This window comes from Pantoea sp. EKM10T (assembly GCF_011800685.1).
In the GTDB taxonomy this organism is placed as follows: Bacteria; Pseudomonadota; Gammaproteobacteria; order Enterobacterales; family Enterobacteriaceae; genus Pantoea; species Pantoea agglomerans.
This window is the reverse complement of sequence record NZ_JAALEU010000004.1, coordinates 131,401-143,551: the sequence shown is the minus strand read 5'-3', so window position 1 is coordinate 143,551 and position 12,151 is coordinate 131,401. Positions and strand designations below refer to the sequence as shown.

The 12,151-nt window shown below is 58.2% G+C and carries 12 protein-coding genes; 10 read left to right on the top strand and 2 right to left on the bottom strand.

The annotated features are described in order from the left end of the window. Nucleotides 1–148 precede the first annotated feature (148 nt). From HFD95_RS09580 to sixA, 4 genes are all read left to right on the top strand, one after another. Nucleotides 149–445 carry a YfcZ/YiiS family protein gene (locus HFD95_RS09580; RefSeq protein ID WP_010671435.1) on the top strand — a complete coding sequence of 99 codons (297 nt, stop codon included), beginning with the start codon at nucleotides 149–151 and terminating at the stop codon, nucleotides 443–445. 158 nt (nucleotides 446–603) lie between these two features. Further along, entirely contained in the window at nucleotides 604–1,914 is a 1,311-nt protein-coding gene (fadI, locus tag HFD95_RS09575) for an acetyl-CoA C-acyltransferase FadI (protein WP_033767497.1), read from the top strand. Then, nucleotides 1,914–4,010, top strand: a complete 2,097-nt coding sequence (fadJ, locus tag HFD95_RS09570; RefSeq protein WP_167430172.1) for a fatty acid oxidation complex subunit alpha FadJ — start codon at nucleotides 1,914–1,916, stop codon at nucleotides 4,008–4,010. Before fadI ends, fadJ begins: the two co-directional genes overlap by 1 nt. 224 nt (nucleotides 4,011–4,234) lie before the next feature. Then, nucleotides 4,235–4,717: a phosphohistidine phosphatase SixA gene (gene sixA, locus HFD95_RS09565; RefSeq protein WP_010257941.1), complete on the top strand. Its 483-nt coding sequence runs from the start codon at nucleotides 4,235–4,237 to the stop codon at nucleotides 4,715–4,717. Between the two features lie 29 nt (nucleotides 4,718–4,746). On the opposite strand, the gene smrB is transcribed toward sixA, so the two are convergent. After that, nucleotides 4,747–5,295 (bottom strand): endonuclease SmrB, encoded by a 549-nt coding sequence (gene smrB / locus HFD95_RS09560; protein WP_010257944.1) that lies wholly within the window; start codon nucleotides 5,293–5,295, stop codon nucleotides 4,747–4,749. 159 nt (nucleotides 5,296–5,454) lie between these two features. Between smrB and prmB the strand changes: the two genes are divergently transcribed. From prmB to HFD95_RS09530, 6 genes are read left to right on the top strand one after another with little or no spacing between them, the layout of a single operon-like run. Further along, nucleotides 5,455–6,387: a 50S ribosomal protein L3 N(5)-glutamine methyltransferase gene (gene prmB, locus HFD95_RS09555; protein ID WP_010257947.1), complete on the top strand. Its 933-nt coding sequence runs from the start codon at nucleotides 5,455–5,457 to the stop codon at nucleotides 6,385–6,387. A 45-nt stretch (nucleotides 6,388–6,432) separates the two neighbouring features. Continuing rightward, nucleotides 6,433–7,518 (top strand): chorismate synthase, encoded by a 1,086-nt coding sequence (aroC, locus tag HFD95_RS09550; RefSeq protein WP_010257950.1) that lies wholly within the window; start codon nucleotides 6,433–6,435, stop codon nucleotides 7,516–7,518. Nucleotides 7,519–7,522: 4 nt separating this feature from the next. Continuing rightward, nucleotides 7,523–8,347, top strand: coding sequence for a penicillin-insensitive murein endopeptidase (mepA, locus tag HFD95_RS09545; protein WP_010257953.1), 825 nt, complete (start codon nucleotides 7,523–7,525; stop codon nucleotides 8,345–8,347). A gap of 8 nt (nucleotides 8,348–8,355) precedes the next feature. After that, on the top strand, nucleotides 8,356–9,159 hold the full coding sequence (locus HFD95_RS09540) for a sulfite exporter TauE/SafE family protein (protein WP_010257955.1): 804 nt from the start codon (nucleotides 8,356–8,358) through the stop codon (nucleotides 9,157–9,159). A 19-nt stretch (nucleotides 9,160–9,178) separates the two neighbouring features. After that, nucleotides 9,179–9,724, top strand: a complete 546-nt coding sequence (locus HFD95_RS09535; RefSeq protein ID WP_122458001.1) for an elongation factor P hydroxylase — start codon at nucleotides 9,179–9,181, stop codon at nucleotides 9,722–9,724. A gap of 32 nt (nucleotides 9,725–9,756) precedes the next feature. Further along, nucleotides 9,757–10,041: a YfcL family protein gene (locus tag HFD95_RS09530; RefSeq protein ID WP_010257960.1), complete on the top strand. Its 285-nt coding sequence runs from the start codon at nucleotides 9,757–9,759 to the stop codon at nucleotides 10,039–10,041. Nucleotides 10,042–10,074: 33 nt separating this feature from the next. Here the strand turns inward: HFD95_RS09530 and mnmC are convergent, their stop codons facing one another. Beyond that, a complete protein-coding gene (mnmC, locus tag HFD95_RS09525; protein WP_167430171.1) occupies nucleotides 10,075–12,081 on the bottom strand; it encodes a bifunctional tRNA (5-methylaminomethyl-2-thiouridine)(34)-methyltransferase MnmD/FAD-dependent 5-carboxymethylaminomethyl-2-thiouridine(34) oxidoreductase MnmC in 2,007 nt (668 codons plus the stop codon). Between the last annotated feature and the right edge of the window lie 70 nt (nucleotides 12,082–12,151).

Sequence of the window (12,151 nt, the reverse complement as noted above, 5' to 3'; positions counted from 1 at the left end):
CAGCATAACCATTCCAGTTTGTTCTGGATCAATTTTTATTGTGATATTCGTCACTTAGCAACAGGTGCGTGGCGCATCTTTCAGCGAGCAGGTAAGATTTCGTCCATAAAATCGCTCAACCTATGCAATTGCTGGTCTGGAGAATGAAATGACTGATGCCATTAAAAAATGCAGTGCGACCGAAACCGCAGCCTGTTGTTGTGTTGATGTCGGCACGGTAATGGATAACACCGATTGCACCGCCAGCTGGTCAGAATGGTTTGCTCAGCGTGCCGATGCGGAAGCGAAATTAGCGCAACTGACCGAACGTGCCCGCGAGGTTGAATCAGAACCCTGTCTGATTGAATCGCGCTTCAGCGAAGTGGATCAGGGAGTGCAGCTGGATATCGATTTCACCTTCAGTTGCCAGGCTGAAACCATGATTTTTCAGCTCGGTTTGCGTTAAGTCCCATTACGCCGCGTCACTGCGGCGTTTTTCATTTTCGTGTTTCCCTTCGCACTTTTTCCCTTCCGATATTGGCGGCTCACCCGCTTGTGGTTAACACTGATCAGGTCAGACCTCTTCAGGCAATGATGCCACAGTCCCAGCCACAGGTGAGAACAATGAGCAAAGCGCAGCCGCTGCTGACGCGTGATGGTGAACGCATCGCAATAACCCACGGATTACGCACCCCTTTCTTACGCCAGGCGACCGGCTTCCATGGCATTCCCGCCATTGAGCTGGGACGTATGGTGGTCAGCGAATTAATGGCGCGCAGTGAACTGCCGGCTGAGGTGATCGAGCAACTGGTCTTTGGGCAGGTGGTGCAGATGCCGGAAGCGCCGAACATTGCGCGTGAAATTGTATTAAGCAGCGGGCTGAGTGTGCATACCGATGCCTACAGCGTCAGCCGTGCCTGCGCCACCAGCTTTCAGGCGGTAGCGAATGTGGCAGAAAGTCTGCTGGCGGGCACCATCTCTGCTGGTATCGCCGGTGGCGCAGACTCTTCGTCGGTGTTGCCGATTGGGGTCAGTAAAACGCTGGCCCGCGCGCTGGTGGATCTCAATAAAGCCCGCAGCTTCGGTCAAAAACTGCACATCCTGCGGCGTCTGCGTCCGCGTGATCTGCTGCCGGTCCCGCCCGCAGTGGCGGAGTATTCGACCGGCCTGCGCATGGGCGACACTGCGGAGCAGATGGCTAAGAGTCACGGCATCACGCGCGAAGCACAGGATGCGCTGGCGCTGCGATCCCATCAGCATGCCGCAAGGGCCTGGCAATCCGGGGTACTGAATCAGGAAGTCATGGCAGCCTTTGTGCCGCCGTGGAAAAGCGCCATCGATCAGGACAATAACGTGCGGATGAACGCCAAAGCGGAGGATTACGCCCGACTGCGTCCGGCATTTGATCGCCAGCACGGCAGCGTCACCGCGGCCAACAGCACGCCTCTCACCGACGGCGCGGCGGCAGTGATTCTGATGCGCGAGGGCCGCGCCCGTGAACTGGGCATCAGGCCGCTGGGCTATCTGCGCAGCTACGCCTTTACCGCCATTGGTGTGCAGCAGGATATGCTGCTGGGCCCGGCTTACGCTTCACCACTGGCACTGGATCGCGCCGGCATAACCCTGGCCGATCTGACGCTGATCGATATGCATGAAGCTTTTGCTGCCCAGACGCTGAGCAACCTGCACATGTTTCGCGACGAGCGCTTTGCCCGTGAGGTGCTGAATCGGCCACATGCGCTAGGCGAAGTGAATGAAGAGCGCTTTAACGTGCTGGGCGGATCGATCGCCTATGGTCATCCTTTTGCCGCCACGGGTGCGCGCATGATCACCCAGACGCTGAATGAATTACGCCGTCGCGGTGGCGGGTTAGGACTGGTCACGGCCTGCGCGGCAGGCGGCCTGGGTGCGGCAATGATTCTGGAGGCCGAATAATGGAGCAGAATGCGTTTCATCTGAAGATGCGACTGGATCACGTCGGCATCATTACGATCGATGTCCCTGGTGAGAAGATGAACACCCTGAAAGCGGAATTTGCCGGGCAGATCACCGCCATCATTGCGGAAGCGCGACGCGATCCGCAACTGGCTGGCCTGGTGCTGATTTCCGGCAAAGCGGACAACTTCATCGCGGGCGCAGACATCAGCATGATTGACCGCTGTAAGAGCGCGCAGGAAGCCGAAGCGCTGGCAAAACAGGGCCAGGAAGTAATGGCTGCGCTCGACGCGCTGCCGTTCCCGGTGGTCGCGGCAATCCACGGCACCTGCCTCGGTGGCGGGCTGGAACTGGCGCTGGCCTGTGATGCCCGTATCTGCTCGCTGGATGATAAAACCCGCCTCGGTTTGCCGGAAGTGCAACTCGGCTTACTGCCAGGCTCTGGCGGCACTCAGCGGCTGCCACGCTTAATCGGCGTGCAGCAGGCGCTGCCACTGATTCTGACCGGCAAAGCTCTGCGGGCGAAACAGGCCCGTAAGCTGGGCGTGGTCGATGACGCGGTGCCGCAGGCGATTCTGCTGGAGACCGCCATTGCCCGGGTGAAAAAGGGCAAGGTTAGTGGACGAACGCTGCCGCTGCGCGATCGTCTGCTGCAGGGTCCGGTTGGCCGTCAGGCGCTGTTTGCGCTGGCGACCCGACAGACCGCAGCCAAAACGCAGGGTAACTATCCGGCAGCAAAACGCATTATTGAGGTGGTACGCATCGGGCTGGAGCAGGGCAGTCGGGCCGGACATGAGGCTGAAGCACGCGCTTTTGGTGAGCTGGCGATGACGCCAGAATCTGTTGCGCTGCGCGGGATCTTTTTCGCGACTACGGCCATGAAAAAGGAGCGGGGCGGTGAAGCGGAACCCGGCACCGTTAAGCGTGTTGGTATCCTCGGCGGCGGCCTGATGGGCGGCGGCATCGCCAGCGTCACCGCAATCAATGCCGGGTTGCCGGTACGCATTAAAGATATCAGCCTGGAAGGGGTGAACCATGCGCTGAAAACCAGCTGGGAACTGCTGAGCAAAAAGGTTAAACGCCGCCAGCTCTCTCCGGCACAGCGTCAGCAGCAAATGGTACGTATCACGGGCGGCATCGATTATCAGGGCTTCTCACAGCACGACGTGGTAATTGAAGCCGTATTCGAAGATTTAGCCCTGAAGCAGCAGATGGTCAGCGAAGTGGAGGCCCACTGTCAGCCGCATACGCTGTTTGCCTCAAATACCTCTTCGCTGCCGATTGAGGCGATCGCCGCCGGCGCCCAGCGTCCTGAGAACGTCATCGGGCTGCACTATTTCAGTCCGGTAGAGAAAATGCCGCTGGTGGAGGTGATTCCTCATCTGAATACCTCTACCGCGACGCTGGTGACGATTGTGGCGCTGGCGCGCAGCCAGGGTAAAACTCCGATTGTGGTGGCGGACAAGCCGGGCTTCTATGTTAACCGCATCCTGACGCCCTATATAAATGAAGCGATGCGCTGCCTGCTGGAGGGCGAGCCGATTGACCATATTGATCGGGCGCTGGTGAAGTTTGGTTTTCCGGTCGGCCCGATTCAGCTGCTGGATGAGGTCGGTATCGACGTTGGCAGCAAAATCAGCCCCATCCTGTATCAGGCTTATGGTGAACGCTTTGCCGCCCCCGCTGCTTTTGATGCGGTGCTGAAAGATGGCCGCAAGGGGCGTAAAAACAGTAAAGGCTTTTATCGCTATGACCAGCCGCGCTGGCAGCGTAAAAAACCGGACGCTTCGCTGTATACGTTGTTGAAAGTCTCGCCGCAGGCCAGGCAGAGTGAAGCGCAGATTGCTGAACGCTGCGTGCTGATGATGCTGAACGAAGCGGCTCGCTGTCTTGATGAGCAGGTGGTTCGCTGCGCCCGCGATGGGGATATCGGTGCGGTGTTTGGCATCGGCTTTCCGCCTTTCTTAGGCGGCCCGTTCCACTACATGGACAAACTGGGCGCGGCGGAAGTGGTCAACAGATTAACCCGGCTTGCGCAGCAGCATGGCGAACGATTCACACCCTGTGAGGCGCTGATTCAGGCGGCTGCAAAATAGACGAAATTTTACATTTCTGCTGAAAATGGAATAACCAATCCGATTCAGCGGCTTAGAAAAGCGCCGCCAGAGTGTGCGGCGCAGCATGATTCTGAGAAGTGCTTATTTAATAAACAACCGGTTGACTATACTAAAGCCATTAGGGTAAAACACAGCGTTCATTCGCAGAGTGAAGAGTCAGGCGCTACGCGTCGGGCGATGTCGACAAACAACAGCGGTGCTTTATGCAAGTTTTTATCATGCGTCACGGCGATGCGGCTCTGGAAGCAGCCAGTGATTCAGTCAGGCCTTTAACCTTATGTGGCTGCAATGAATCACGTCAGATGGCCAACTGGCTTAACAGCCAGACGCCGGACATTGAGCGTGTCCTGGTGAGTCCCTATTTACGCGCGCAGCAAACGCTCGCGACCGTGCGTGAAGCCTTTCCCCTGCCGGAAAGCCAGGACGTTCTGCCGGAATTAACGCCGGGCGGCGATCCGGAGATGGTCGGGTGCTATCTGCAGGCCCTGGCGAATGAAGGCGTGAAATCGGCTCTGGTGATTTCACATTTACCGTTGGTGGGGTATTTAGTCTCTGAACTGTGCCCGCAGGAAGCACCGCCAATGTTCGCCACTTCCGCTATTGCCTGCGTGGAATTCGATCCCGCAGCGAGTGCCGGTAAACTGCTGTGGCAGGTCAGTCCCAAAAAGCTGGCTAAAGCAATCTGACGTCTGTGGGCCGATCATTCCGGCCCTTCTCAGGGCAATTCAGGCGGTTGCCACTCCTCAATCTCAATCAAAACCAGCAGCGCGGCGTCACCGCCGAACATTTTGGGTGCCTGATGAAAAGCCATCACCCACGGATGCTGGGCCAGCCACAGCGGCGTCTGCTGCTTCAAAATATGCTTTCCATGACCGGTCATGACGCTGGCGCAGAACAGATGTTCACGGCGGCAGGCGGCGATCAGTGCCCCCAGTTCCTGCTTGGCCTGCTGCTGCGTTAAGCCGTGCAGATCGAGGAAAATCTCCGGCGTATAGTCGCCACGACGTAATTTTTTCAGCTCAAAATGGCTGACATCGGCGCGCACATAACGGGTAGCACCTTCCGTTGAGAGCAGCGGCTGAAACTCATCCGAAAAGTAATGACTGTTGTCCGCCTGCTCTGAAAGCAGACGCTTTACCGGGATGTGGCGGGTTTTAACCGGCGCTTTGTGGACAAACGTGTCCTGTTTTAACTGGCGTGTACCCGTCATCAACTGGCGAAACAGCGCCTGGTCATCCGGGCTTAGTGGTGTTTTTTTACTCATGGCAGGTCAGTCATATCAGAAAAGGCTGTCACACAGCAGAGCCGATACCTTACCGTTAAGCGTCATTAAATGTCAGCTTTTTCACCTCGCTGCGCTGAATTCTCCCCGGCTTCATGGCACACTACTGGCCGATTTAGCAAAAGGCCTGCGGAGGGCTACGTGGACAAAATTTTCGTCGATGAGGCAGTGAACGAGCTGCACACCATTCAGGACATGCTGCGCTGGGCGGTAAGCCGCTTTTCCGCTGCCGGAATCTGGTACGGACATGGCACAGACAATCCCTGGGACGAAGCCGTTCAACTGGTCCTGCCGTCACTCTGGCTGCCGCTGGATATTCCTGAAGATATGCGCAATGCGCGTCTGACCGCCAGCGAACGTCTTCTGATCGTTGAGCGCGTCATTCGTCGCGTTAACGAGCGCATTCCGGTCGCCTATCTGACCAATAAAGCCTGGTTCTGCGGCCACGAGTTCTTTGTTGATGAGCGCGTGCTGGTGCCGCGTTCACCGATTGGCGAACTGATTGAGAACCGCTTTGCCGGTCTGGTCAGCACGCCACCTCATCATATTCTGGATATGTGTACCGGCAGCGGCTGCATCGCGATTGCCTGCGCCTATGCCTTCCCGGAAGCGGAAGTGGACGCGGTGGATATCTCTACCGGTGCGCTGGCGGTTGCCGAGCAGAACATTGAAGAACATGGTCTGATTCATCAGGTTACGCCGATTCGCGCTGACCTGTTCCGCGAATTGCCACCGCTGAAATATGATCTGATCGTCACCAATCCGCCGTATGTTGATGCGGAAGATATGGATGATCTGCCGAACGAATATCGCCACGAACCAGAGCTCGGGCTGGCGGCAGGCAGCGACGGCCTGAAGCTGGTGCGTCGCATTCTGGCCTGTGCACCGGATTATCTCAGCGAGCAGGGCGTACTGGTCTGCGAAGTGGGCAACAGCATGGTGCACATGATCGAGCAGTATCCCGACGTGCCCTTTACCTGGCTGGAATTCGACAACGGCGGTGATGGCGTCTTTACGCTGACGCGCCAGCAGATTGTCGACGCAAAACACCATTTCTCTTTTTACAAAGACTAAAAGTGGGGCGAAGCATCGCCCGCCGAACCCTGAGAAGGAAACAGCATGGCCGGAAACAGCATCGGACAATTTTTTCGAGTAACTACCTTTGGCGAGTCCCATGGGCTTGCGCTGGGCTGTATCGTTGATGGTGTGCCGCCAGGTATTCCGCTGACCGAAGCGGATATTCAGCATGATCTTGATCGCCGCCGTCCTGGCACATCGCGCTATACCACGCAGCGCCGCGAGCCGGATCAGGTGAAAATTTTGTCCGGTGTCTTTGAGGGTGTGACTACCGGTACTTCGATTGGCCTGCTGATTGAAAATACCGATCAGCGTTCGCAGGATTACGGCGCTATCAAAGATCTCTTCCGTCCGGGCCATGCTGATTACACCTACGAGCAGAAATATGGTCAGCGCGACTACCGTGGCGGTGGACGCTCGTCGGCGCGCGAAACCGCGATGCGCGTGGCGGCCGGTGCGATTGCCAAGAAATACCTGCAGATGAAACACGGTGTCGTGGTGCGCGGCTATCTGTCACAGATTGGTGACATCGCCTGTGAGCTGAAAGACTGGAGCATCGTGGAAGAGAATCCGTTCTTCTGCCCGGATGCGGACAAGCTGGAGGCGCTGGATGAACTGATGCGCGGCCTGAAAAAAGAGGGCGACTCCATTGGCGCTAAAGTCACGGTCATGGCAGATCACGTGCCGCCAGGCCTGGGCGAGCCGGTATTTGACCGACTGGATGCCGATCTGGCGCATGCGCTGATGAGTATTAATGCCGTTAAAGGCGTTGAAATCGGCGACGGCTTTGCGGTGGTTAACCAGCGCGGCAGTCAGCATCGCGACGAGATCCGCCACGATGGTTTCCAGAGCAACCACGCCGGGGGCATTCTGGGCGGCATCAGCAGCGGCCAGACCATCAGCGCCAATCTGGCGATGAAACCAACCTCCAGCATCACCGTGCCGGGTAAAACTATTACCCGCGACGGCGAAGAAGTGGAGATGATCACCAAAGGCCGCCACGATCCCTGCGTCGGGATCCGCGCAGTGCCGATCGCCGAGGCGATGATGGCGATCGTCCTGATGGATCATCTGCTGCGCCAGCGGGCGCAGAACGGTGACGTTAACAGCTCCGTACCGCGCTGGTGATGCCATGAAGGCTCTTCTGCTTACTCTGAGTGCGCTGTTGATCAGCGCCTCCAGCCTGGCGGCGACGCCGTGGCAACGCATCCAGCAGCCGATCACCGGCGCACCGCAGTCAATCGGCGGCTTTGCCAACGGCTGTATTGTTGGCGCCGAGGCGCTGCCGCTGAATTCACCGCACTATCAGGTGATGCGTCAGGATCAGCGGCGCTACTTTGGTCATCCCGATCTGATTCAGTTTATTCAGCGTCTCAGTACGCAGGTGCATAACCTGCAACTGGGCAACGTGCTGATTGGTGACATGGGCATGGCAGCAGGCGGACGTTTCAGCAGCGGTCACGCCAGCCATCAGACCGGGCTGGATGTCGATATCTGGCTGCAACTGCCGAAAACCCGCTGGAGCGCCCAGCAACTGCTGAAGCCGCAGCCGCTCGATCTGGTCGGGCCGGGTGACAAAAATGTGATTGCGCGCCACTGGCAGCCAGAAATTGATAGCCTGATTAAACTGGCCGCCAAAGATGATGATGTGACACGGATCTTCGTCAATCCGGCGATTAAAAAGCAGCTTTGTGCCGATGCGGGTAACGATCGTGACTGGCTGCGTAAAGTGCGCCCGTGGTTTGCTCACCGGGCCCATATGCATGTGCGCCTGCGCTGCCCGGCGGGCAGTATTGGCTGTGAAGATCAGCCCGCACCGCCTGCTGGCGATGGCTGCGGCGCAGAGCTGCAGAGCTGGTTCCTGCCGAAACAGCCTGGTTCGGGCGCGCCGGTGAAACGTGAGCCGCCGCCATTACCGCCTGCCTGTCAGGCCCTGCTGGATAAACATCTACTGTAAGGGATTCCATGGATTGGTTTGTGGTCAGCCCGCTGCTCGTCGGGCTGCTGTTTTTAATCGCCATGCTCGCCGGTTTTATTGATTCAATCGCGGGTGGCGGGGGATTACTTACGGTACCTTCGTTGCTGGCGGCGGGCCTCTCTCCGGCCCAGGCGCTGGCGACCAATAAACTGCAATCGGTCGGCGGATCGTTTTCCGCCAGTCTCTACTTTATCCGGCGTGGTGCGGTCAATCTGAATGAACAGTGGCTGAACATTGCCATGACGCTGCTGGGTTCCGTGCTGGGCGCGATACTGATTCAGCGCCTGCAGGCGGATTTCCTGCGCCAGATGCTGCCGCTGTTTTTAATCGCTATCGGTCTGTGGTTCCTGCTGATGCCGCGACTCGGCGAAGTGGATCGCGCGCGCCGTCTGCATGGTCTGGCCTTTGCCCTGGTCGGCGGCGGGGCCGTGGGATTCTATGACGGATTTTTCGGACCGGGCGCAGGATCTTTTTATGCGCTGGCTTTCGTCACGCTCTGCGGCTACAACCTTGCCAAAGCGACCGCCCATGCCAAGGTCCTCAACTTCACCTCGAACCTCGGCAGCCTGCTGTTCTTTATGTTCGGCGGCAAAGTAGTGTGGGGAACCGGCCTGATCATGATGCTCGGCGCTTTCTGCGGCGCGCGTCTGGGCGCAAGACTGGTGCTGAGCCGCGGACAGAAGCTTATCCGCCCGATGGTGGTGATTGTGTCTGCCGTCATGAGCATTAAATTACTGTGGGACAGCCATGGCAGCGCCGTTATGGCCTGGCTTGCCACGCTGCAATCGTAACCTAAAACCTGATACCGTCATGAACCCGACTCATCATTATGAACAGCTGATCACGCTGTTTGATCGCTGTTTCAGCGATGAATTTCAGACCCGTCTAATTAAAGGCGATGATGAACCGATCTATCTTCCTGCTGATGCCGAATCGCCGTGGAATCGTGTGGTCTTTGCTCACGGCTTCTACGCCAGCGCCTTGCATGAGATCTCTCACTGGTGCATCGCCGGTGAAGCGCGCCGCAAATTGGTCGATTTTGGCTACTGGTACTGTCCGGATGGCCGCGATGCGCTGACCCAGAGTCAGTTTGAAGCGGTGGAAGTGAAGCCACAGGCGCTGGAGTGGATGTTTTGTACGGCGGCAGGCTTTCCCTTCAACGTGAGTTGTGACAATCTCAACGGGGATTGTGAGCCGGATCGCATTGCGTTCCAGCGTAAAGTGCATGCTCAGGTCATGAGCTATCTGACGTCGGGCATTCCCGACCGTCCCGCGCGTTTTATTACCGCCCTGGCGGAATTTTATGGCAGGCCTTCATTAACAGCATCGCAGTTTCCCTGGCCGGACGATCTGTGATGCAGAAAGGCATTATTAAAAGAGGAATTGAGATGATCGCAGAATTTGAAGCGCGTATTCTGGCCCTGATTGACGACATGGTCGAGCATGCCAGTGACGATGAGCTGTTCGCCAGCGGTTATCTGCGCGGGCATCTGACACTGGCCGTCGCTGAAGTGGAGCAACTGGGCGAACATACGCCAGAAGCGCTGCAGATTCAGGTGACCCGCAGTCTGCAAAATGCCATTGCTGCCGGAGAACTCTCGCCGCGCGATCAGGCATTAGTGGTCGGGATGTGGGATAACCTGTTTGTTCAGGCACGCCAGCTCTCCGCGTAATGGTGCAGGGCGGCATGCCGCCCTTAGCGTCCGCTAAACGGCTTTTCCCTTCAGTAATTTCCTCACCCAGTAACGATTCGGATTGAGTGCTGCCAGGGTACTGGCATCCAGAGGCTGCGGCTCGCCCGCCAGCTGAGCTGCCAGTACTTCGGCCGCCAGCGGCGCACTGCACAGGCCGCGCGATCCCAGCGCCCCAAACAGATACAAGCCCTCAATATCGGGTGCGTCAGCGATATCGCTGCCTGCCGCCTGCTGTGCCGGTAAATCAGCATACTGCGCCAGCGTAGCAGCATAATCCGGCACGCCGCCCACCATCGGCAGGTGATCCCGGGTGGCGCAGCGCACCCCCATTCTTGCCTCTCCGTCACTGACATCCACCGTTTCGGCCCAGCTGCTGTCAGGCAGGCAATGCAGCAGGCGGCTGCGGTTCTCCTGCTGATCCTCCTCCCGATACGCGGTTGCGGTATCGCCACGGTGATAGCTGGCCCCGATACAGTGCGTACCAAACTGCGGGCTGACAGGCGTCAGATAGCCGTCGTAACAGAGCACCGTTTGCAGCGCGTTGAGGCCCGGCGTGGAGGGAACATGGCTTACCTGACCGGCCACCGGATAGGTCGGCAGCGGGGCGCTTTGCGCAAAGTCAGCAATCGCATGACCGTTTGCCAGTACGACGGTCGGATGACGTACCGCCGGACGATCGCTGAACGTCAGCGTCCAGTGATCATCCTCCCGGGAAAGCGCGCTCACCCGGTGCAGCCAGTGAATGCGCAATCCCTGGGTCTCGCCATGCGCCAGCATCGCGGTGGTCAGCTCTGCCGGTGAGAGCCAGCCGCCTTGCGGATAGAAAATGCCGCCACAGCCATGTTCAACATTTGCCCGTTTTTCAGCTTCTGCCACATCGACGCCACAGGCGATGATTTCAGGCAGGTCCATCGCCAGCATCTGATCGATCTTCTTACGGCTTTTCTCATCCCAGCCCAGCTGCAGCACACCGCTCCAGTCATGCTCATAGGTGACGGTTAATTGATCATAGAGCCGCCGGGCAAAGCTGAAGGCCGAGGGAAAAAAGGTGGCAAGTGCCGGGTCGTGCTGATTGAGCAGCGGATAGAGCGCTCCCTGACGATTGCCGGATGCGCCCAGCGCGGGCGCCTCATCGGCGCAATAAAGCGTTACCCGCCAGCCGCGACGCAGCAGCGCCAGCGCCAGGGTGGCACTGGCGACGCCGCCGCCAATCAGGGCTACATCACGCTGCTCCGCAGCCTGACGATGATACCAGGGCTGTGCGGCGGGCAGCGGAGGCGCATCCTGCAACGGCCCGCATAGCATTTCGCGCTTCGGACCAAATCCTTTGCGGCGGATGACCGCAAAGCCCGCCTGCTGCAGACCGCGCCGGACAATGCCTGCGGCGGTAAAGGTCGCGAAGGTCCCCTGCGGCCGCGCCAGTTTTGCCATCATGCCGAACAGCTCCGGCGTCCACATATCCGGGTTCTTTGAGGGCGCGAACCCATCCAGGAACCAGGCATCTACCTGACGATTCAGGCTCTCATCCAGCTGGCCCATCAGCAGGTTAATATCGCCCAGCCACAGGTCGAGCGTGATGCGGCCGCCATCAAACAGCAGACGCTGACAGCCGGGCAGGGCAGCGGGCCACTGCGCCTGCAGCGCCTCCGCCCAGGGGGCCAGTTCGGGCCAGTGCTGCTGCGCTGCGGTTAAATCTTCACGGGTTAACGGAAATTTCTCAAAGCTGATGAAATGCAGACGTTTTAAAGTGGCGTCGGGCTGTTCGCGCTGAAACGCATCGAACGCCTGCCACAGCGTCAGGAAATTAAGACCGGTGCCAAAACCGCTCTCCGCCACGATCAGCAGATCGCGCGGATGCTCAGCAAAACGCTGGGGAAAACCGTTGCCGCCAAGGAAGACATAGCGTGTCTCTTCCAGACCGTTGTCATTAGAGAAATAGACATCGCCAAACGCTCGGGAAACAGGTGTACCCTGTTCATTCCAGTTTAGCTTTGCATGTTCAACCGGGGTCAATTTCACGGTAAAGGCTCGTTTTTCAGGCAGTGGCGCGATTCTAGCGACCCGCGTGACATGACGCAAATTTACAAAA